Source organism: Rhodococcus sp. BE178, assembly GCF_050433545.1.
Classification (GTDB): Bacteria; Actinomycetota; Actinomycetes; order Mycobacteriales; family Mycobacteriaceae; genus Prescottella.
Genome location: NZ_JBNPXA010000001.1, coordinates 398,522 through 419,786, shown reverse-complemented (window position 1 = coordinate 419,786; position 21,265 = coordinate 398,522). Strand labels below are relative to the sequence as shown.

The window sequence follows — 21,265 nt, the reverse complement described above, 5'->3', positions numbered from 1 at the left end:
GACGCTAGCCCCTCACCGGTTCTCCGCGTAGGCCTTGAGGTGCGCGACCTGATCGGGATCGAGGGACGGCCGCACCTTCTCCCGCGCCGCCGCGACGTCGTCGGCGGTCACGTCGGCGGCATCGACACTGCGTCGCATGGCCGCGAGGGCGGCCTCGCGCAGTAGCGCCGCACAGTCGGCGGCCGAGTAGCCGTCGAGGTCCTGTGCCAGCGCGTCCAGGTCGACATCGTCCGCGAGCGGCACCGACTTGCCCGACGTCCGCAGAATCTCCTTGCGCGCGTCCGCGTCCGGCGGCGGCACGAACACCAGCCGCTCGAGCCGGCCGGGGCGAAGCAGGGCGGGGTCGATCAGGTCGGGACGGTTGGTGGCACCGAGCACCACGACGTCGCGGAGCGGTTCGACGCCGTCGAGTTCGGTGAGCAGCGCGGCCACGACCCGGTCGGAGACACCCGAGTCGGAACTCTGCCCGCGGCGTGGGGCGAGGGCGTCCACCTCGTCGAGGAAGATCAGCGACGGCGCCGAATCGCGTGCGCGCTGGAACAATTCGCGCACCGCCTTCTCCGACGAGCCCACCCACTTGTCCATCAGCTCGGCGCCCTTGACGGCGTGAACGCTGAGTTGACCCGAACTGGCAAGGGCGCGAACGAGATACGTCTTGCCGCAGCCGGGCGGCCCGTACAGCAGGACGCCGCGCGGCGGGTCGACGCCCAGGCGTGCGAACGAATCCGGGTGCTGCAGCGGCCACAGCACAGCCTCGGTGAGGGCCTGCTTGGTCTCGACCATGTCGCCGACGTCGTCGAGGGTGACGCTGCCGATCGCGAGTTCCTCGGTGCCCGAGCGCGACAGCGGCCGGATCACCTCGAGGGCGCCCACCAGGTCGTCCTGCGTCAGCCGGGGCTCGGCCTTGGCGCTGCTCGCCCGCGACGCCGCGCGCAGTGCCGCCTCCCGACACAGGGCGGCCAGATCCGCGACGACGAAACCTGGAGTGCGTGATGCTATCTCGGTGAGATCGAGATCGGCGGTGGGAACCTTGCGGAGCAGCAGTTCCAGCAGTTGCCGGCGCCCGGCACCGTCGGGCAGTGACAGCGACAGCTCGCGGTCGCACAGGTCCGGTCCGCGCAGTCGGTCGTCGAGGCTCTCGGGGTGTGCGGTGGTGGCGACGAACGCGACCGACTCGGTGTCGACGGCGCGGCGCAGTTGGTCGATGATCATCGTCGAGACCGGTTCGCGCACGGCGGGCAGCAGCGCATCGATGTCGGTGATGAGCAGCACGCCACCGGACCGGACGGTGTCGACTGCCGCCGTGACCTGCTGGAGCCGCGACTGCGCTTCGGCCGCACCGGCTCCCGGACCGTCGAGTTCCACGACCCGACGCGACGCCAGCACCGAGCGGGCCAACATCGACTTGCCGACCCCGGCCGGTCCGGTGACGAGGACCCCGAGGTGCGGTGAGGCGCCGAGGGTGTGGAGAAGTTCGGGCTCGTCGAGTGCGAGTCCCAGCCACTCGGTGAGCTTCGCGGCCTGGGCGTGGGCGCCCACCAGGTCCTCGACGGGGACCGTCGAGCCGGTCCGCGGTTCGGTGACGGTCGGCGCCGCGGTCGGCGTGCCCGAGACCGGCGCCGGTGTCGCGTCCGGCACCCCGGAGCCCCAGCTCACCGCCGAATTCGGTTGCACGCTCACCGGTCCGCCCGACGGGTCGACGCCGGTGACCGTCAGCAGCTCCGACGTCCACGTCACCGCGAACGTGCGCGACAGCGCCTGTGTCGCCGACGCGGTGCTGGTGCCGGGGCCCAGGTCGCGCGGCAGCAGCGACACGGCGTCACCCACGGTGAGGACCTTGCCGAGCAGCGCCTGTCGCAGTGTGGTGTCGGAGACGGAATGCTGCGCCATCGAGGAACCGCTGACGGTGACCGTCCGTGCGCCGTACACCGTGACGGGGGTGACCACCACCGTCGCGTTCTCGCGTAGCCCGACGTTGGAGAGCGTGACGTCGTCGAGTAACGCGGTGCCGGTGGGTGTTCCGGCCGGTGCTCGTCCCGCGACCGCGGCCGTGCGCCGGGCCCCGACGAGGGCGATCGCGTCCCACTCCCGCAGCCCCAGCGCCGCGAGGGCCTCGGGGTGCAGTCGCACCACACCGCGTCGGGCGTCCGCGGCGGACGTGTTGAGTCGGACCGTGAGCGTCAGTTCGGGGGAGGTCACGTCTGCCAGCCTAGTGCGGCCCGACGCGTCCCCTCCCTCCCCGCGATTTGCGCACTTATCGGTGCCGGCGGGGCCCCGGGAACACCGATAAGTGCGCGAATCGCGGGACGGCGGTTGTGGATAAGTCGGTGCGAGGACGGATTCGGGCCCGGTCGGTCCGGCAGGGTGTCCGAACATGAGGAGACCGGAACTGCCCGAGGTGTTCCTGGGTGTGGACGCGGTCCGCGACGGGGCACTGACGGCGATGGAGCTTCGCGGCCCGCGCGTGCGGCGGCTGTTTCGCGGCGTGTACTGCCCGAGCGTCGTCCGCGACAGCCACGAGCTCCGGTGCCGGGCGGCCGCGCTCACCGGGGAGGGGGCGCTGGTGCTGACCGGACGGTCCGCTGCGGTCGTGCGGGGCGTGCCGCTCGCCTCGACGTGGGACCCGGTGGAGGTGATCGCGCTGCCGGGGCACCGTGTCAACCGGCGTCCGGGGCTGCAGGTGCGCCGCGTCGCCATCGATCCGTCCGACCACGAACCGTGGGATCGCATCGCGATCGCCCGGCCCGAGCGGATGACGTTCGACGTCCTCGCGACCGGTGCGCTGGTCCGTGCGGTGGCGGACGCGGACCGGATCCTGGGCGCCGGGCTGACGTCCCGCACGGGCATGGAGCGCTACCTGGACGGCCGACGCGACCACGGCGTCGTCCGAGCGCGTGAGGCGCTGGCCCTCACCGACCCGCGCGCCGAGTCGCCCAAGGAATCGGAGTTGCGGGTCCGCCTGTGTCTGGCCGGTCTGACACCGACTCCGCAGGTGGAGATCCACGTCGACGGGCGGTTCGTCGCGCGTGTCGATCTCGGCTTCGAGGAGGAGCGGGTGGCCGTCGAGTACGACGGGCGCTGGCACGGTGAGAAGTTCGCCCTCGCCCGGGATCGCGACCGTCAGAACCGGCTGCGCGCGGCCGGATGGGAGATCGTGTTCGTCACCGCCGAGATGCTCGTGGATCCGGTCGCGGTCGTCGACCTCGTCGACGGCGCCCTGCGTCGTGCACGTCGGCGGCACTGACGGCCTACGTTTTGCGCACTTATCGGTCTTCCCGGGGCCTGCCCGAGACCGATAAGTGCGCAAAACGCGGAGGCGACTACCGCGGCCGGCGCAGGCCCAGGCGGGCGGCGGAGCGGCGGTTGCCGCCGGGGGCGCGGCGGATGGCGCGGCGCTCGGACGGCTTGATGTCCCAGGTTTCGGGGCGCGCGGCGACCCAGCGCTTGGACCGGACCGCGAAGGGGATGTGCACGAGGTAGACGGCGACGAGGACCATCAGCAGCATGTACGGGTAGGTGACCAGGGCGGCCGCGGCGAGGGCGACGAGCGCGAGCAGTCCGGCGGCCATGCGGCCCGGCACCGATACGGACTTCATCGCCAGGGTGGGGATGCGGCTGACGATCAGGGCCGCCGACAACAGGGTCCACACCGTGACGACACCGATCGACGACCACCAGCCGTCGCCCCACTGGATGTAGGCGGCGAGGGGGGTGAGGGCGATCAGCGCACCGGCCGGTGCGGGGACGCCGACGAAGAAGTCCTTCGTGTACGCGGGCACGGTGTCGTCGTCGAGCAGGGTGTTGAACCGTGCCAGGCGCAGCACGATGCTCACCGCGTACAGCAGCGCGATGATCCAGCCGAAGTTGTTGCCGTCGAGCAGCGTCACGTACAGCACCAGGGCGGGGGCGACGCCGAAGGAGATGGCGTCGGCCAGCGAGTCCAGTTCGGCGCCGATCTTGCTGGTGGCGTCGAGCATCCGGGCGATGCGTCCGTCGAGCGAGTCGAGGACGGCGGCCGCCCCGATCATCGCGAGCGCGGTGCCGAGTTCGCCGTCGAGCGCGAACTTGACCGCGGACAATCCGCTGCAGAGCGCGAGGATCGTGATCATGCTCGGCAGTAATCGGACCGCGTTCCGTCCGCTGGGGCGGGGCGGTCTCACGACAGTTGCGCGAGGACGGTCTCGGCGCCCACGGTGCGCTGGCCGCGCTCGACGAGCAGCGCGGTGCCGGCCGGGAAGTACGTGTCGACCCGCGAACCGAAACGGATGAGTCCGTACGTGTCGCCGATGGTGAGCTTGTCGCCTTCCTTGGCGTCGCACACGATGCGGCGGGCGAGCAGGCCGGCGATCTGCACGACGGCGACGTCGTGGCCGTCGGCGGTCCCGAGGAGCATGCTGTTGCGCTCGTTGACCTCGCTGGCGTCGGCCAGGTCCGCGGACAGGAACTGTCCGGGCTGGTGGACGACCTTCTTCACGAGTCCGGCGACGGGCGTGCGCTGGACGTGGACGTCGAGCACCGACAGGAAGATGCTGACGCGGGGCAGCGGCTGGTCACCCATGCCGAGTTCGGCGGGCGGAACCGCGCTGTCGACGAGCGCGACCTCACCGTCGGCGGGGGCGACGACGACACCGGGCCGGTTGGGCGGCACTCGGTGCGGGTGACGGAAGAACGTGGCGCACGCTGCCGCGGAGGCGAGGCCGGCGCGGCGCACCCACTTGCGGTTGCGTCCCACCGCTGCGACCGCGAGCGGGGCGAGCACGAACGGCAGGCCGGCGGGGTGCAGCGGCGGGACGGCAGCCTTGACGAGGCCGATGACGTGGCCGACGCCGGTGGGCTGGGGGGTACCAGGGGGTGTCGGTCGACGTGCCACGAGCTCCTCTTACCTGTTCGGGTGATGCGGCGTTCGCCGCACGTGCTGGTACAGGCTACGTGAGTGCCGCGAACCGGTGGGTCGCGATGTGCTAGCGGGGCCCGACGGCGATTGCCTCGGCCTCGCTCTTGATGCGCGCGAGCGTGGTGTTCATGCCGACGATCATGTCGGCCTCGAAGGCCTCCGCGCCGCCGAGGACGGTCTTGATCAGGAACTGCGACAGCTGGCTCGTGCCGGTGGGGGCTTCGCGGCGCTCGACGACGCGGGTGCCGGTCTCGGTGGCCTCGAGGGTGTACGACCAGATGGTGCGGTTCTCGGCGATCCGGAACGCGATGGCCTTGTTGGGCTCGAACCGGATGACCTTGGCGGTGGTGGGCCACACCAGGAAGCCCTTGCGGTTGAGGTTGAACGTCTTGGTGCCCTCGCGGACCTCGCCGGAGACGCGCATCTTGCAGCACTGCGGGCTCCACTCGCCCATGCGCTTCAGGTCGGAGACGATCGTCCACACGTCCTGCGGGGTGGCGGCGATCTCGATGGTTGCTTCGAGGGTGTTCGTCACGGTCCGGCTCTCCAGTTCGAATTAGGTGGTACAGGAGGTCACGCGTACCCGTGGATCCTAGGCCCTGACACCGGCGGTGTGTGCGGCAGGTCACTCACGGGCCTGGATTTCGCATCCCCGGCGCGGCCCGGCGCTCGGCCGATACCCTCGAATCCATGAGCCGTGTCGAGGGCGTCCTGTTCGACATCGACGGTGTGCTCGTCACCTCGTGGCAACCGGTGCCCGGTGCCGTCGAGGCGCTCGACGAGCTGCGTCGCCGCGGAGGTGTTCGTGCCTTCCTCACGAACACCACGTCGAGGACGTGCGACGAGATCGCGTCCGAGCTCGCGACCGCGGGGTTCGACGTGCGGCCCGACGAGATCGTGACCGCGGTCCGGCTCACGACGGAGTACCTGCGGTCGACCTATCCGGGTGCCCGCGTGATGCTGCTCAATCACGGCGACATCCGTGCCGACATGGAAGGCGTCGAGTTCGACGACGTCGATCCCGAGGTGATCGTCCTCGGCGGGGCCGGAGCCGAATTCACGCACGAGGCCCTCAGTCGGGTGCTGGACTTCATGGTCGCGGGCGTGCCGGTCGTGGCGATGCATCGCGCGCTGATGTGGTCGGAGTCCGACGGCCTGCGGCTGGACACGGGCGCGTATCTGCCGGGGCTGGAGGAGGCGTCGGGCTCGCGGATCGTGGCGGTCGGCAAGCCGTCGCTCACGGGCTTCCTCACCGCGGCGGAACTGATGGGTGCGGATCCGGCGGCGACGGTGATGGTCGGTGACGACTTCCGCGGCGACGTGCTGCCGGCGCAGCGGGTGGGCATGGCTGGGGTGTTGGTGCGGACGGGGAAGTTTCGGCAGCCGGTCCTCGATCTGGCGGTCGATCGGCCCGACCATGTGATCGATTCGGTGGCCGATCTGCCGGCGCTGCTGACCGAATTCGGGTGACGCGCCGACCTACTTCGGTTCGCTATCGAAATCCCTGGCATCCGGGACGTGAACGGGTACTGTCTCGGGCACGCCCGGCGGCACTCCCGGAGCCTGCCCGGCGCTCCCTTTTCCGTTCGTGAAGGAGTCTCGATGTCGACCGTTTCCCGCCTGCGTGCAATTTCCGATCTCGGTCGCCGGATGACCCGGGCTGCGGTGATCGCTGCAGCGGGAATCGGTGTGGCAGTGGGTGTTTCGATGATCGGCACGGGTACGGCTGCGGCGGCGCCGGTGGCATGCCTGTCGCCGGGCACGCCCAACGACATCCAGGTCTCGGACTACGCGAGCTGTGGCGCCCAGGCGTTCGAGCAGGGCGTGGCCCGCTCCGCCGCGATGGACAGCGGCACGGCGGTCTCCGTCGCGCAGGACCTCGGTTCGTCGAACAGCCTCGCGACCGGTTTCGGCACCGCGCTCAGCGCCTCGCGCGGCAACGGTCAGTCGCTTGCGCTGGCGATCGGCGGCGGCATCGCGCACTCGTGGGCCGACGACGGCTACGCGACCTTCGCGGTCGCCGGTTGGGGCTCGGGCGCGACGGCCGAACAGGGCGGCGTCAACTGCGTCGGACCGCTGTCGTTCGCGTGGAATCTGAAGACCGGCCAGACCTGCCTGGGGTAGACGCGGCGCAGGGGTGACGGGCGGGTGGTGTTCGCCGTCGGCGGAGACCTCCCCGCGACGTTGCACTCACCCCCCTCGAGTGCTAAGAATGCACTTGGCACTCGCGACTCGTGAGTGCCAGGTCGGGACGGTGAGACCGGGAACCTAGACACCCCTGGTCGTCCGTCGCGGGCACCGAGCCTGGCCGGAAGCGTAAATAGGGCGATCCGACGAGCGATCGTCCTGTGTGTCACCCCCAATCCGGAGGATCACTTCGCAATGGCCAAGATCATCGCGTTCGACGAAGAGGCACGTCGCGGCCTCGAGCGTGGCCTGAACAGCCTCGCTGACGCCGTCAAGGTGACGCTGGGACCCAAGGGTCGCAACGTCGTGCTCGAGAAGAAGTGGGGCGCCCCCACGATCACCAACGACGGTGTTTCCATCGCCAAGGAGATCGAGCTCGAGGACCCCTACGAGAAGATCGGCGCCGAGCTGGTCAAGGAGGTCGCCAAGAAGACCGACGACGTCGCTGGCGACGGCACCACCACCGCCACCGTCCTCGCTCAGGCGCTCGTCCGTGAGGGTCTGCGCAACGTCGCTGCCGGCGCCAACCCGCTGGGTCTGAAGCGCGGCATCGAGAAGGCCGTCGAGGCCGTCACCGCCAAGCTGCTCGACACCGCCAAGGAGGTCGAGACCAAGGAGCAGATCGCTGCCACCGCCGGTATCTCGGCTGGCGACTCCACCATCGGTGAGCTCATCGCCGAGGCCATGGACAAGGTCGGCAAGGAAGGCGTCATCACGGTCGAGGAGTCCAACTCCTTCGGCCTGCAGCTCGAGCTCACCGAGGGTATGCGCTTCGACAAGGGCTACATCTCGCTGTACTTCGCGACCGACGCCGAGCGTCAGGAAGCGGTCCTCGAGGATCCGTACATCCTGCTGGTCAGCTCCAAGATCTCCACGGTCAAGGACCTGCTGCCGCTGCTGGAGAAGGTCATCCAGGCCGGTAAGCCGCTGCTGATCATCGCCGAGGACGTCGAGGGCGAGGCCCTGTCGACCCTGGTCGTCAACAAGATCCGTGGCACCTTCAAGTCCGTCGCCGTCAAGGCTCCGGGCTTCGGTGACCGCCGCAAGGCGCAGCTCGCCGACATCGCCATCCTCACCGGTGGCGAGGTCGTCAGCGAAGAGGTCGGCCTGTCCCTGGAGACCGCCGGCATCGAGCTGCTGGGCCGCGCCCGCAAGGTCGTCGTCACCAAGGACGAGACCACCATCGTCGAGGGTGCCGGCGACGCCGACGCCATCGCCGGTCGCGTCAACCAGATCCGCGCCGAGATCGAGGCGTCGGATTCGGATTACGACCGCGAGAAGCTGCAGGAGCGCCTGGCCAAGCTGGCCGGTGGCGTTGCAGTCATCAAGGCCGGCGCTGCGACCGAGGTCGAGCTCAAGGAGCGCAAGCACCGCATCGAGGACGCCGTCCGCAACGCGAAGGCTGCTGTCGAGGAGGGCATCGTCGCCGGTGGTGGCGTGGCTCTGCTGCAGTCCGCTCCGGTCCTGGACGACCTGAAGCTGGAGGGCGACGAGGCCACCGGTGCCAACATCGTCAAGGTTGCCCTCGAGGCTCCGCTCAAGCAGATCGCGTTCAACGCCGGCCTCGAGCCCGGCGTCGTCGCGGAGAAGGTCCGCAACCTGCCCGCCGGCAGCGGCCTGAACGCCGCCACCGGTGAGTACGAGGACCTGCTCGCTGCGGGCATCAACGACCCGGTCAAGGTCACCCGCTCGGCGCTGCAGAACGCTGCGTCGATCGCGGCTCTGTTCCTGACCACCGAGGCTGTCGTCGCCGACAAGCCGGAGAAGGCCGCTGCTCCCATGGGCGACCCGACCGGTGGCATGGGCGGCATGGACTTCTGATCTGACGATCGGAAAGCCTGAGCTCAGGTAAGACGAAGAGGCCCGGGACACCTTCACGGTGTCCCGGGCTTCTCGCATTTCTCGATCACTCGCTCGGCATGAGCATCCACGCCGCGAGGTAGATCAGGGCGACGGTGCCGAACGAGATGAACGCGCCGACGACGGCGGCAACGCGGACGAGGTTGACGTCGATGCCGAAGTACTCGGCAACGCCGCCGCACACGCCGGAGAGCATGCGCTGGCTGCTGGAACGGACGAACTGTCGGGGCGAGTCGCTGTAGGTCATGACATCGAGTCTGGTTCGCGCAGGCGCCGGAAACCATCGGGATTCCCCCGGATCTGCACCCTGATCTTTGCTCTCGGGGTCACCCCCGGTGGGCCCGGATCGCGGCGATGACCGGTGCGAACGTGTCGGCGTGGGGTTCGTGGACGGTGAAGTGGGTGAAGCCGTAGCGGTCGCGGTTCGCCGCGACCTGCCGGGCCATCTCGTCGACGGTCCCCAGCAGGACGAACGGCGTCTCGAGGATGTCCTCCACCGCCATGACGTCACCGAACCTCCGGGCGAGTTCGGCTGCGGCCGAGGCCCGGTCGTCGGTCTCGATCACCGCCTGCACCAGGATCTGCCATTCGATCCGGGCAGCCCGGTCGCCGGCGCATCCACGCGCGTAGCGGACGCGCTCGTCGGTCTCGGCGGCGGTCGCGATCCGGAACGTGCCGGGTGGTTGCCCGGCGATCTGGAAGGCCCCGGCGACCCCGACGACGTCGGCCTGCTGCGCCGCCAGGCGCAAGACACGATCGCCGGTACCTCCGACGATCAGCGGTGGCCCGGAGCCGTCGAATCCGCGGCGCTGCACGGGCCGCAGCACGGGCATGCCGAAGTTCGCCCGCATCGCGGCCTGCTGCTCGAAGCCGTCGGACCGGAACCGGCGACGCAGTTCCTCGACCGTGCCGGCCAGCCGTTCGGTGCGGACTCCGAACGGCTCCCACGCGATGCCAGCCTCGTCGAACTCCCACTTCATGTGCCCGGCCCCGAGCCCCACCTCGAGCCGGCCACCGGTGAGGATGTCGGTGGTCGCGATCTCGCGTGCGAGCAACGTGGGATTCCAGAAGCCGACATTGAGCACGAGGGTGCCCACCCGGAGCCGGTCGGTGGCGGCAGCGGCGGCGACCAGGAGCGGGAACGGTGACGGCGCCCCCAGATGGTCCGCGGCGAAGATGGCGTCGTAGCCGTTGTGCTCGGCGCGCCGGCACGTGGCCACGAACTCGTCCCGTGAAGCGATGCCGAAGACGTTGTGCGAAAACCGAAACCCGGTCATCTCGTCAGGATGCCAGCGCGCGGTCGTTCGCGGGCCGGACCCGCGGGAGATCCGTTTGCCGGGCCCCGCGGGCCAAGGGGGCATAGGCTCGGACTCGTGGCGGAGACCGTGCCGATCCAGATGCCCGATGGGACGACGACGCCGGTGCGGCTGTTTCCCGGACCGGAGGGCGCGCCGGTGGTGGTGATCGTGCCGGGTCTCGGCATTCCCGGCGCGTTCTACGACCGGTTTGCGAATTCTCTGGTGGAGCAGGGCTTCTGCGCCGCGACGTGCGAGCTGCGGGGTCAGGGCGACAGTCGGCCGCGGCCGAGCGCGTCGAGCACGTTCGGTTACCAGGAATTGGTGGCGGTCGATCTGCCGGCGATGTTCGAGGTGGTGCGCGAGCGGTTCGACGAGAGCACGCCGTTCCTGTTGGGCCACAGCATGGGCGGGCAGCTCGGGGTGATGTATGCGGCGCGGATACGGGGACGCCTCGGCGGGCTGATCCTCGTGGCGTCCGGTTCGCCCTACTATCGGGGATTTCCCGGAACCCGGTCGCCGGGTGTGCTGCTGGGGTCGACGGCCATGTCCCTCACCGCGAGCGTGGCCGGGTTCTGGCCCGGCGACCGCTTGGACGTCGGCGGGTTCGGGCGGCAGTCGCGGGTGCTGATCTCGGACTGGTCACGCTTCGCGCGCACCGGACGAATCGAACCGTCGGGGTCGGATATCGACTACGAGGAACGTATCGGACGATTGAAGCTGCCGGTGCTGTCCATTTCGATCGAGGGTGACGAACTGGCGCCGCGCAGTTCCTCGAAGAACCTGTTGGACAAACTGTCCGGCTCCGACGTCACGACCTGGCACCAGCCGGAAGAACTGGGACATAACGGGTGGATTCGGACGCCGGACAGCACTTCCGAGCGGATCGCGCGGTGGATTCGGGATCACTCTTGATTTCACCCTCATATTTCATCCCGGGTATGTGTCAATGTGGTGCTGTTGCCGTGTCCCGACCGTTATATTGACCGCAGCGCTTTCGCTCCGGGGGCGCCACACCACAAGAACCGCAGGGAGTTTTCCATGGGCTCGACTGAGATCCTCACCGTCCTCAATGCCGTCACCTCGATCGTGAAGGCTCTGAACTCGCTCGGCACGGCCAGCTCCTCTGGCACCGGCGCCTCCGGCTCGCTCGACACCGCCTCGCTCAGCTCGCTCAGCGCCTGAGTTTCGCTCTCGAACGTCGAGAAGGCGGCGACGGTGCATACGCATCGTCGCCGCCTTCTTCGTGTTCGGAGTGTCGCGGCGGCTCAGACCCCGAGCGAGGCCGCGAGCGTCGGCCACGACTTGGGTAGTTCGTCGCGCCAGTACGCCCAGGTGTGGACTCCCACCGGGTTGTAGACGAAGGTGGCCGGGATCCCGAGGGAACGCAGCCGGTCGTCGAGTTGGTGGGTACAGAAGTTGGTGACCGCCTCGATCGGTCCGCCCTGTGTGACGAGCGGGATCAGGTCGGGGTTGCCCAGGTTCTCGTTGGGGCCGGGCAGCCCGGTGGCCGTCGAGACGTACATCGTGGTGCCACGCAGCTTCTCGGCATTGATGACGACGTCGTGCTCGGCCCACTTCGGATCGGTGAACGGGCCCCACATGTTCGTGATGTCGCCGCCGTAGCTGGAGACGACGAGCCTCATCTGGGTCTGGCCGAGATCACCGGTGGTCTCGTAGCAACCGCTGTAGGCGGCCACTCCGCGGTACAGGCCGGGCGATCGCATCGCGAGCATCATCGCGGACTGCGCACCCATCGACAGTCCGGCGATGGACTGGATGCCGTTGCCGTCGAACCGATCGTCGATCAGTGGGGGAAGTTCCTCGGTCAGGAACGTCTCCCACTTGTAGTTGCCGAGGGCGGGGTCGGGCCGGTCCCAGTCGGTGAAGTAGCTGGCGCGGCCGCCGGTGGTCAGGACGACGTTCACCGGCTTGTCCTCGAAGAACTCGACCGCGTTGCCCTGTGTGGTCCAGTTGCTCGTTCCGGGTGCGGCGGACCGTCCGTCGAGCATGTACAGGGTGGGCCGGGACGCGGAGGTATCGCGGGGCAACAGCACCTGCACCTCCTGCTCGGACTGCATCGCCGGGGAGTACACGAACACCCGCACCCAGCGATCGGTGATGTTCTCGATGCGGGTGATGTAGGCGCCGTCGGACCGATCGGCGGACGATGGATCCGTCTGCGCCGCAGCCGGATTCGGAATGCCTCCGGCCGTCGCGGTCGGCGCGACGCCCAGCAGTGCGCCCACGACCGTAGCGGTGACGAGGGCCCCTGCTCCCAGTTGCCGCAGCGACGGGCGTGTGATCGCGTCGGATCTCATGTGGCAGCTCACTTCCGGTTGTTCGATTCCGGGCGCATGGTAGCCGAGGAAGGGAAACGTTCGGAGGTCATCGGGCAAGCTTGTCCCACAGGAACGTGTACGTGAGGGCCGACTTGAATGCGGCCTGCGCGTTGTCGGCGGCGCCGCCGTGTCCGCCCTCGATGTTCTCGTAGTAGTGGACGTCGTGGCCCTCCGCCTCGAGTCGGGCCGTCATCTTGCGGGCGTGCCCGGGATGGACGCGGTCGTCGCGGGTGGAGGTGGCGATGAGGGTCGGCGGGTACGACCGGTCGGCGTCGGTGTTCTGGTACGGCGAGTAGTCGGAGATGAAGGCCCAGTCGTCCGGGTTGTCGGGGTCGCCGTACTCGGCCATCCACGACGCGCCCGCGAGCAGCAGGTGGTAGCGCTTCATGTCCAGCAGCGGCACCTGGCAGACGATGGCGCCGAACAGCTCCGGGTACTTGGTGAGCATGATGCCCATCAGTAGTCCGCCGTTGCTGCCGCCCTGCGCGCCGAGCCGGTCGGCGGTGGTGATGCCCCGAGCGACGAGGTCGCGGGCCACCGCGGCGAAGTCCTCGTGCACCTTGTGCCGGCCGTCGCGCACCGCCTGGGTGTGCCACTGCGGTCCGTACTCGCCGCCGCCGCGAATGTTCGCGACCACGTATGTCCCACCGCGCTGGAGCCACGCGGTGCCGTTGATGCCGCTGTAGCCGGGTGTCATGGAGTTCTCGAAGCCGCCGTAGCCGTACAGCAGTGTCGGGCCGGCGGGCGTCCCGTCGCGGCGCACCACGAAGTAGGGGATGCGGGTGCCGTCGGCGGACTCGGCGAAGTGCTGCGCGACAGTCAGTCCGGTGGGGTCGAAGAACGCGGGCGCCGACTTGAGAGCCTCGAGCGGGCCGCCGACGGTGCCGGAGAACAGGGTGGCGGGGGTGAGATAGCCGCTGGAGTTGAGGAAGAAGTCGTCACTCTCGCGCGGGTCGGTGTCGATGATCTCAGTGGACGTGAGCTCCGGGAGACCTTCGAGCGGGGTGTTCACCCAACCGCTCTCGCCCGGGGTGAGCACGTACACGTGCGACTGGACGTCGGAGAGCGTCACCATCAGCAGGTGGTGCCGCGTCCATGCGTACTGCTCGAGCGACGTGTGGTCGTCGGGCAGGAACAGCGTGGTGAGCTCACGCGAGCCGGCGAGATAGTCGTCGTACTTCGCGGCCAGTAGTGCGCCGGCCGGGTAGGTGACATCGCCGACGGTCCACTCGGAGCGGGTACGGATCAGCAGCCACTCCCGGTACGCCGAGATCCGCGCGTCCTCGGGGGTGTCGATGCGGACGAGGGTGTCGTCGCCGCGCACCTGGAAGCGCTGCGACGTGTAGAAGTCGATCGCCCGCTCGACGAAGCTGCGCTCGAATCCCGGCGTGCTGTCGTGCCACGCGGAGACCGCGACGTCGGACTGCTCACCCTCGAAGATCGTGACGGCGTCGGCCAGGGGGGTGCCGCGGTGCCACCGCTTCGCGAGGCGGGGGTAGCCGGAATCGGTGAGGGTTCCGTCACCGAAGTCGGTTCCGACGTAGACGCGCTCGGCGTCGATCCACCCGATGTCGGTCTTGGCCTCCTCCACCCGGAATCCGTCGGCGGTGTCGAAGGCGAGGGTGGTGAGGTCGAATTCGCGGACGACGACGGCGTCGGCGCCGCCGCGGGACAGACTGATCAGTGCCAGGTTCTGTTCGGGCCGCAGCACCTGCGCACCGGACCACACCCAGTTCTCACCCTCTCGCTCGGCGAGTTCGTCGACATCGACGAGGATCTCCCATTCCGTTGTGTCGCTGCGGTATCGGTCCATCGTCGTGCGGCGCCACAGGCCACGGACGTGTTCGGCGTCGCGCCAGAAGTTGTAGAGGTACTCGCCGCGTCGGCGGGAATACGGAATGCGCGCATCGGTGTCGAGAATTGATCGAATGTTTGATTCGAGTTGCTCGAATTCGGTGGTGCCGGAGAATTCGGCGACGGTCTTGTCGTTGTGTTCGCGGACCCACGAGAGTGCGTCGTCGCCGGTGACGTCCTCGAGCCACAGGTTGGGGTCGTCGGCCGGCTCGGGCGTGGAGGGGGAGTGCGTCATGGGTCCATTGTGATCGGTACTGCGACGTGCTCTGCGCGACGACGAGCGGTCGCTCCCGAAGTGCCTGCCACCGGCCTTGTCGGTGGACCGGTGGCGGGTCGGACGGCGGCTCGGAGCTGGTCGGATTACGACGTGACCGCAGCTGGCGGACGTCCTGGACCTGGCACGCCCGGGGGGTGACCGTGGGGGGTGAATTTTCAGACATCCTGGACGGCTGACCAGATGAGGTAACGAAAACGCGTACAGAACGATGCCTCCTAGTTTATCTTTCGATCACGGTCGAATAAAAGCGATCGTCTTCCCGGCCAGACGCCAGGAGGGGCGGCACACCACGGCCGCGCCACCGACGGAGTCGCAATGGGCGGGTTGTCTTGGGAGTTCGAACGTCCGGGGTAGCGGGGTCCTCCGGAGCCGGCGAAGTCCCAGCCCGGGCTGAACAAGATCACATGGCAATAACACCGCACGACCAAACTCCCTCGAAAGGCAGTGCAATGAACGCTGACGCCATCATCGCCGCTCTCATCGGCGTGATCGGAAACCTGATCAACTTCGGTAGCGTCACCGAGATCAGCTAGTTCGTCTCACCTGTCACAAATCCACCACGAAAGTAAGGAAACACAATGAACCTCGATGCAATCATCGCCGCCCTGATCGGTGTCATCGGCAACGTCGTCAACTTCGGTTCGGTCACCGAGCTCTCCTGATCCGGAACACGAAGTAGTAGGAAAGGCGACTGCAATGAATCTGGACGCAATCGACCTCGGCTCGCTGGCCGGGGCGGCAACGGGTTCCATGTCGGGCCTGCTCGACGTTCTCCTCAGCCTCAGCCGGGGCAGTGTCTTCGGCGGAAGCACGATCGGGGACCTCGGGAGCGCTATCTCGTTCAGCTGAGCATTCGCATCTTCGACCCCAGTCGCCACCGGCGGCTGGGGTCGCAGGTGTGTTCGGGGTCATCCCTGCAGATTGTGAACTTACTTCGGAGTAAGCACCATTCCGGGACACGGATTCGGGGCGGGACTAGGCTAGGGCCTCGTGACCTCACACTATGACGTCGTTGTCCTCGGAGCCGGTCCCGGTGGGTACGTCGCTGCTATCCGCGCGGCACAACTGGGCCTCAAGACCGCCATCATCGAAGAGAAGTACTGGGGCGGTGTCTGCCTGAACGTGGGCTGCATCCCGTCCAAGGCGCTCCTCCGCAACGCGGAGCTGGCACACATCTTCCATAACGATGCCAAGACCTTCGGCATCTCGGGAGACGTGACCTTCGACTTCGGCGCTGCGTTCGACCGCAGCCGCCAGGTCGCGGACGGCCGCGTCAAGGGCGTTCACTTCCTGATGAAGAAGAACAAGATCACCGAGTACGAGGGTCGCGGCAGCTTCACCGACGCCAAGACCATCGTGGTGAGCAAGGCCGACGGGTCCACCGACACCGTCACCTTCGACAACGTCATCATCGCCACCGGCACCAAGACCCGGCTGCTGCCGGGCACCTCGCTCAGCGAGAACGTCGTCACCTACGAAGAGCAGATCCTCACCAAGGACCTGCCGGGCTCGATCCTCATCGTCGGTGCCGGCGCCATCGGCATGGAGTTCGCCTACGTCCTGCACAACTACGGCGTCAAGGTGACCATCGTCGAGTTCCTCGACCGGGCCCTGCCCAACGAGGACGAGGACGTCTCCAAGGAGATCGCCAAGCGCTACAAGAAGTACGGGATCGACATCAAGACCTCCACCGGGGTCCAGACGATCACCGACAACGGCGCCGCCGGCGTCACCGTCACCATGGCCAAGAACGGCAGCGACCAGGTCGAGACCGTCGTCGTCGACAAGGTCCTGCAGGCCATCGGCTTCGCCCCGCAGATCGAGGGCTTCGGCCTCGAGAACACCGGCGTCCAGCTCGAGCGCGGTGCCATCGCGATCGACGAGCGCATGCGCACCAACGTCCCCGGCGTCTACGCCATCGGTGACGTCACCGCCAAGCTGCAGCTCGCGCACGTCGCCGAGGCGCAGGGCGTCGTCGCCGCCGAGACCATCGGCAACGCCGAGACGATGGAACTGGGCGACTACCGGATGATGCCGCGCGCCACGTTCTGCCAGCCGCAGGTCGCCAGCTTCGGTCTCACCGAGGCGCAGGCCAAGGCCGAGGGCTACGACGTCAAGGTCGCCACCTTCCCGTTCACCGCGAACGGCAAGGCGCACGGCCTGGCCGATCCCAACGGCTTCGTCAAGCTGATCGCCGACAAGAAGTACGGCGAGCTGCTCGGCGGCCACCTCATCGGCCCCGACGTCTCCGAGCTGCTGCCCGAGCTGACCCTGGCCCAGAAGTGGGACCTCACGGTCAACGAGCTCGCGCGCAACGTGCACACGCACCCCACGCTCAGCGAGGCGCTGCAGGAGGCCATCCACGGCCTCGCCGGCCACATGATCAACTTCTGACGGTTCACCCGCCGCAGAAGCTAGTCCGCGAGAAGCCCGCACAGGATTGTGCGGGCTTTCTTGCCCTCCGGGATCGGGAGCAGCGGGTAGACGTGGATCATCTCCGGCTCCTCGTGGAAGTCCAGTGACAGCCCGGCGCTCGCAGCGAGCGGGGCGAAGCGTCGCGCGTCGACGTTGAGGATGTCGCGGGTGCCGGTGAACAGCGTGATCGGGCCGAGCCCGGTGAGGTCCCCGCCCAGCGGGCTCACCCACGGATGCTCGCGGTCGAGGTCGCCGCGGTAGGCGTCGGCGGCAACGGTGAGCCCGCTCGGATGCAGCCACGGGTCCCGCGGCGCCACCTCGAGGATCGCCGGGTGGGCGCCGGTGGCGTCGAGCCACGGGGAGATCAGCGCGGTGTGGGCGGGGAAATCCACGCCGCGGTCGCGCAGCGCGAGGGCCACCGCCAACGTGAGTCCGCCGCCCGCCGAGTCGCCGGCCACGATCACCGGCTCGCCCCGCGCCGCGAGCAGTTCGGCCAGGTCCGCCGACGCCGACACCACGTGCTCCGCTGTCCCCCGCGGCGCGAGCGGGTAGATCGGCACCGTCACCGACGCACCCGCGGACGCCAACTGTCCCACCAGTTTCCAGTGGTGCCGGGTGATCTCCCGGATGTAGGCGCCGCCGTGCAGATACAGCACCCGCGCCGACGGCGCCCGGCCGCGCGGCGCCACCGTGAACATCGGCCAGCCCGCCATCGAGGTGGAGGCGGCGACGTCGAGTGTGCGTCCCAGCGACGACGGGGGCGCGAACGGCTTCGGCTGGGCCTGCAGCGCCGCGATCTCCCGGCGGATGTCGTCGGCGCTCGGGCGACGTCGGCCCAGCAGCGCGATCGCCAGCGGCATGGCCCTGCTGGTCAGGCTGGGCATCGGCCACCCCTTGGTCTCGAGCTCAGTGTCGTCGAATCAGCGCGCGTCGTACCGATTCTGGGCCGCGGTGATGTCCGGCAAGTGCGATTCGAGCAGATCGATGAGGCCGGTGAGGCGTTCGGCGATCTGCTCGCCCAGGGGGGTGAGGCTGTATTCGACGTTCGGGGGGATGGTTTCGCGTACCTCCCGGTGCACCAGGCCGTCGCGCTCGAGCTGTTGCAGCGTCTGCGCCAGCATCCGTTCGCTCACCCCGTCCACCCGGCGGCGCAGGGCCCCGAACCGGTACGGACCCTCCGCGAGCGCGGCCAGCGCGAGCGTTCCCCACCGCCCGGTGACGTTGAGCAGTGCGCCGCGCGAATGGCAGCCGCGCGCGAAGACGTCGGCCTCGAGGGTCGGGTCGTCGAAGGGCTGGTCGGCGGTACTCACGACGTCGAGGTTACTACCAGCCCGAACATCAGTGCTGACGTAAACGCTTGCACTTACGAAAAATAAGTGCATCATGGTGGGTGAACGAATTATTGAAGGTTCAACCCTGGGAGTTCGCATGACCATTGCCGTCACAGGCGCCACCGGACACCTCGGCCGGCTGACCATCGACGCCCTTCTGCGCCGCGGCGTCCCGGCGTCCGACGTCGTCGCCGTCGTCCGTAATCCGGCCAAGGCCGCCGAAATCGCCGGACAGGGAGTGCAGGTCCGGACCGCCGACTACGCCGACCGTGCCGCGCTCGAGACCGCACTCGCCGGCGTCGACAAGCTGCTGATGATCTCGGGCAGCGAGGTGGGCAGCCGCGTGCCTCAACACATCAACATCATCGACGCGGCGAAGGCCGCCGGTGTCGGCCTCGTCGCGTACACCTCCATCCCGGACGCGCCGAACAACACGCTCCAGCTGGCGCAGGAGCATCAGGTCACCGAGCGTCTGCTCGCCGAGTCGGGTCTGAACCACGTGCTGCTCCGCAACGGCTGGTACTGGGAGAACTACACCAACGATCTCGCCGGCACCGCCGAGCGCGGTGTCCTCGCCGGCAGCGCGGGAGACGGCCGGGTGGCGGGTGCCGCGCGTGCCGACTATGCCGACGCCGCCGCGGCCATCCTCACGTCCGACGAGAACCAGGCCGGCAAGGTGTACGAGCTGGGCGGCGACGAGCACCTGACGTATCCCGAACTGGCCCGGGCCATCTCGGACGTCACCGGCAAGCCCGTCGAGTACCGGGACCTGCCTGTGGAGCAGTACCGGGGGATCCTCGAGTCGGCCGGGCTGCCCGCACCCGTCGCGGCGGTCCTCGCCGACGCCGACGCCGGCGTCGCGACCGGTGTCCTCGATGTCACCGGCGGCGACCTGCAGCGGCTCATCGGCCGCGCCTCCACCCCGCTCGAGACCGTGCTGCGCGCGGCGCTCTGAGCCGCCCGCTCAACGGCTGAAGCGTCCCTTCACGCGCCGGCGGCGCGTGAAGGGACCCTTCAGCTTCGGGGCGGGGAGGTCAGTGCATCCCGACGGCGCCCTCGGTGGGCAGGTCGCCCTTCTTGGCGCGCACCAGGATCACGACCAGCGGGCTGATGATCGCGATCAGCACAGCGGCCCAGCCGAAGGCGTGCGCGTAGCCCGACACCTCGGTGCCGAACACCCAGTCGATCACCTTGCCGACGAAGTCCTGCGCGGGCTGCGGCAGGGCCGCGATCTGCTCGGGCGTGAGCGGCGTCGCGTTCGACAGGTCCGTCGGGATCGCGTCGGCCGGGAAGCCGGGCGGCGGAGTGGGTGCCGGGTTGTCGGCCTGGAACGCACTCTTCGCCGACGCGTACACCGTGGTGAACAGGGCCGTGCCCAGCGCGCCACCCACCTGCAGCGTCGCGTTCGCCAGGGCGCTGGCGGCACCGGCGTCGTGGTTGGGGACGCCGAGCAGCGCCAGGTTCTGCATCGGCACCATCAGCAGGCCCAGGCCGAAGCCGAAGATCGCCAGACCGGGGAACACGTGGGTCCAGTACGAGGTGTGCACCTCGATCTGGGTGAGCATCAGCAGGCCGACAGCCGCGACCAGCGGGCCGACGGTCATCAGCGGCTTGGGGCCGATGCGGGTGGTGAGCTGAGCCGCAATGGTGGACGCGATGACGATGAAGACGGCCATCGGCAGCGAGCCGACACCTGCCATCACCGGACTCAGACCCATCACGATCTGCAGGTAGAACGTGAGGTACAGCGTGCCGCCGAGGAGTGCAGACCCCACCAGCGCCGATCCGATGAACGCGGCGCCGCGGTCCCGGTGCCACGGAACACTCAGCGGCAGCAGCGGATTCGCGGTGCGCCGCTCGACCAGTACGAACGCGACGAGCGCGACCAGGCCGATGCCGATGAACAGCAGGGTCTGGGTCTCGAGCCAGCCGTGCTCGGCCTTGGTGAAGCCGTACACCAGCGAGCCCAGGCCGATCGCGACCAGGACGGTGCCCGGCAGGTCGTAGCTGGTGTCGCCGTGCGCCTTGGTCTCCTTGACGATCGGCAGCGTGACCGCGATCGCGAAGAGCGCGACGGGCACGTTCACCAGCAGGCACCAGCGCCAGTCGACGTACTGGGTGAGCACGCCGCCGAGCAGCAGGCCGATCGCGGCGCCGCCGCCGGAGATGGCACCGAACACCGCGAACGCCTTGGCGCGTTCCTTCTCCCCGACGAACGTCGTGGTGAGGATCGCCAGCGCGGCCGGCGCGAGGAGAGCCGCGAAGACTCCCTGACCGGCGCGCGCGGCGAACAGCTGCATCCCGTTCTGCGCGAAACCGCCGACGGCCGACGCCACCGCGAAGCCGGCCATGCCGACCATGAACGAACGCTTGCGACCCCAGTAGTCGGCGATGCGTCCGCCGAGGAGCAGCAGCGCGCCGAACGCGAGCGCGTAGCCGGTGACGACCCACTGCCGGTCGAGGTTGCTGATGCCCAGTTCCTTCTGGGCGTCGGGCAGTGCGATGCTGACGATCGTGCCGTCGAGGACGACGGTCAGCTGCGCCAGCGCGACGATGCACAGCACGAGCCAACGGCGCTCGTGATTGGGGTTGTCAGTCGGATTGCTGCTGAGGGGTGCGTCGGGACTCGAGGTCACCTGGACGTCTTGGGACATGCGGTTCCTACCGGATCGGGGCACGGACGACTGTCACGGCCGAACGGGGCGACGTTACCGGCGTCCGCGGGCCGGCGGCAATCGAGTTCGCGACCATCGTCGGAATCATCACAACGAGAGGTCAGCGGCTTGCCGCGGCCGCGGATCTGTGAGCCC

Annotated in this window: 20 protein-coding genes; 9 read left to right on the top strand and 11 right to left on the bottom strand. The window is 68.8% G+C overall.

Features of this window, described 5'->3' with window-relative positions:
* Positions 1-12 precede the first annotated feature (12 nt).
* Positions 13-2,199 (bottom strand): AAA family ATPase, encoded by a 2,187-nt coding sequence (locus J2X34_RS01960; RefSeq protein WP_114718609.1) that lies wholly within the window; start codon positions 2,197-2,199, stop codon positions 13-15.
* Positions 2,200-2,374: 175 nt separating this feature from the next.
* Here J2X34_RS01960 and J2X34_RS01955 point away from each other — a divergent pair, with 175 nt between their 5' ends.
* Positions 2,375-3,244, top strand: a complete 870-nt coding sequence (locus tag J2X34_RS01955; protein WP_114718610.1) for an endonuclease domain-containing protein — start codon at positions 2,375-2,377, stop codon at positions 3,242-3,244.
* A gap of 76 nt (positions 3,245-3,320) precedes the next feature.
* Here J2X34_RS01955 and J2X34_RS01950 read toward each other — a convergent pair whose 3' ends face one another.
* From J2X34_RS01950 to J2X34_RS01940, 3 genes are all read right to left on the bottom strand, one after another.
* Entirely contained in the window at positions 3,321-4,109 is a 789-nt protein-coding gene (locus J2X34_RS01950; protein WP_114718611.1) for a CDP-alcohol phosphatidyltransferase family protein, read from the bottom strand.
* A gap of 47 nt (positions 4,110-4,156) precedes the next feature.
* Positions 4,157-4,870: a phosphatidylserine decarboxylase gene (locus J2X34_RS01945; RefSeq protein WP_429515999.1), complete on the bottom strand. Its 714-nt coding sequence runs from the start codon at positions 4,868-4,870 to the stop codon at positions 4,157-4,159.
* A gap of 91 nt (positions 4,871-4,961) precedes the next feature.
* Positions 4,962-5,429 (bottom strand): SRPBCC family protein, encoded by a 468-nt coding sequence (locus tag J2X34_RS01940; RefSeq protein ID WP_429515998.1) that lies wholly within the window; start codon positions 5,427-5,429, stop codon positions 4,962-4,964.
* A 155-nt stretch (positions 5,430-5,584) separates the two neighbouring features.
* Here J2X34_RS01940 and J2X34_RS01935 point away from each other — a divergent pair, with 155 nt between their 5' ends.
* From J2X34_RS01935 to groL, 3 genes are all read left to right on the top strand, one after another.
* Complete coding sequence (locus tag J2X34_RS01935) at positions 5,585-6,364, top strand: HAD-IIA family hydrolase (protein WP_114718614.1); 780 nt, start codon at positions 5,585-5,587, stop codon at positions 6,362-6,364.
* Positions 6,365-6,496: 132 nt separating this feature from the next.
* Positions 6,497-7,018: a DUF6764 family protein gene (locus J2X34_RS01930; RefSeq protein ID WP_114718615.1), complete on the top strand. Its 522-nt coding sequence runs from the start codon at positions 6,497-6,499 to the stop codon at positions 7,016-7,018.
* 258 nt (positions 7,019-7,276) lie between these two features.
* The gene (gene groL / locus J2X34_RS01925; RefSeq protein ID WP_114718616.1) at positions 7,277-8,902 is read left to right on the top strand and encodes a chaperonin GroEL; all 1,626 of its coding nucleotides are present in this window, start codon (positions 7,277-7,279) and stop codon (positions 8,900-8,902) included.
* Positions 8,903-8,987: 85 nt separating this feature from the next.
* On the opposite strand, the gene J2X34_RS01920 is transcribed toward groL, so the two are convergent.
* A complete protein-coding gene (locus tag J2X34_RS01920) occupies positions 8,988-9,188 on the bottom strand; it encodes a PspC domain-containing protein (protein WP_114718617.1) in 201 nt (66 codons plus the stop codon).
* A 79-nt stretch (positions 9,189-9,267) separates the two neighbouring features.
* Positions 9,268-10,218, bottom strand: coding sequence for an LLM class F420-dependent oxidoreductase (locus tag J2X34_RS01915; protein WP_114718618.1), 951 nt, complete (start codon positions 10,216-10,218; stop codon positions 9,268-9,270).
* A 120-nt stretch (positions 10,219-10,338) separates the two neighbouring features.
* On the opposite strand from J2X34_RS01915, the gene J2X34_RS01910 reads away from it, so the two are divergent.
* Positions 10,339-11,151, top strand: coding sequence for an alpha/beta hydrolase family protein (locus J2X34_RS01910; protein WP_114718952.1), 813 nt, complete (start codon positions 10,339-10,341; stop codon positions 11,149-11,151).
* A 126-nt stretch (positions 11,152-11,277) separates the two neighbouring features.
* Positions 11,278-11,421 (top strand): hypothetical protein, encoded by a 144-nt coding sequence (locus J2X34_RS01905; protein WP_174912773.1) that lies wholly within the window; start codon positions 11,278-11,280, stop codon positions 11,419-11,421.
* A gap of 83 nt (positions 11,422-11,504) precedes the next feature.
* Here J2X34_RS01905 and J2X34_RS01900 read toward each other — a convergent pair whose 3' ends face one another.
* Positions 11,505-12,557, bottom strand: a complete 1,053-nt coding sequence (locus J2X34_RS01900) for an alpha/beta hydrolase (RefSeq protein ID WP_429515997.1) — start codon at positions 12,555-12,557, stop codon at positions 11,505-11,507.
* 67 nt (positions 12,558-12,624) lie between these two features.
* Positions 12,625-14,667: a prolyl oligopeptidase family serine peptidase gene (locus tag J2X34_RS01895; RefSeq protein WP_429515996.1), complete on the bottom strand. Its 2,043-nt coding sequence runs from the start codon at positions 14,665-14,667 to the stop codon at positions 12,625-12,627.
* 738 nt (positions 14,668-15,405) lie between these two features.
* Between J2X34_RS01895 and J2X34_RS01890 the strand changes: the two genes are divergently transcribed.
* Together J2X34_RS01890 and lpdA are read left to right on the top strand one after the other, a co-directional pair.
* A complete protein-coding gene (locus J2X34_RS01890) occupies positions 15,406-15,558 on the top strand; it encodes a hypothetical protein (RefSeq protein ID WP_174912764.1) in 153 nt (50 codons plus the stop codon).
* Positions 15,559-15,699: 141 nt separating this feature from the next.
* Positions 15,700-17,103, top strand: a complete 1,404-nt coding sequence (gene lpdA, locus J2X34_RS01885; protein WP_174912762.1) for a dihydrolipoyl dehydrogenase — start codon at positions 15,700-15,702, stop codon at positions 17,101-17,103.
* Positions 17,104-17,123: 20 nt separating this feature from the next.
* Here the strand turns inward: lpdA and J2X34_RS01880 are convergent, their stop codons facing one another.
* Complete coding sequence (locus tag J2X34_RS01880) at positions 17,124-18,008, bottom strand: alpha/beta hydrolase fold domain-containing protein (RefSeq protein WP_429515995.1); 885 nt, start codon at positions 18,006-18,008, stop codon at positions 17,124-17,126.
* Positions 18,009-18,044: 36 nt separating this feature from the next.
* A complete protein-coding gene (locus J2X34_RS01875; RefSeq protein ID WP_114718623.1) occupies positions 18,045-18,434 on the bottom strand; it encodes a winged helix-turn-helix transcriptional regulator in 390 nt (129 codons plus the stop codon).
* Positions 18,435-18,552: 118 nt separating this feature from the next.
* On the opposite strand from J2X34_RS01875, the gene J2X34_RS01870 reads away from it, so the two are divergent.
* Positions 18,553-19,410 carry an SDR family oxidoreductase gene (locus J2X34_RS01870; RefSeq protein ID WP_429515994.1) on the top strand — a complete coding sequence of 286 codons (858 nt, stop codon included), beginning with the start codon at positions 18,553-18,555 and terminating at the stop codon, positions 19,408-19,410.
* Positions 19,411-19,489: 79 nt separating this feature from the next.
* Here the strand turns inward: J2X34_RS01870 and J2X34_RS01865 are convergent, their stop codons facing one another.
* Complete coding sequence (locus tag J2X34_RS01865) at positions 19,490-21,109, bottom strand: MFS transporter (protein ID WP_429515993.1); 1,620 nt, start codon at positions 21,107-21,109, stop codon at positions 19,490-19,492.
* Positions 21,110-21,265: the final 156 nt, after the last annotated feature.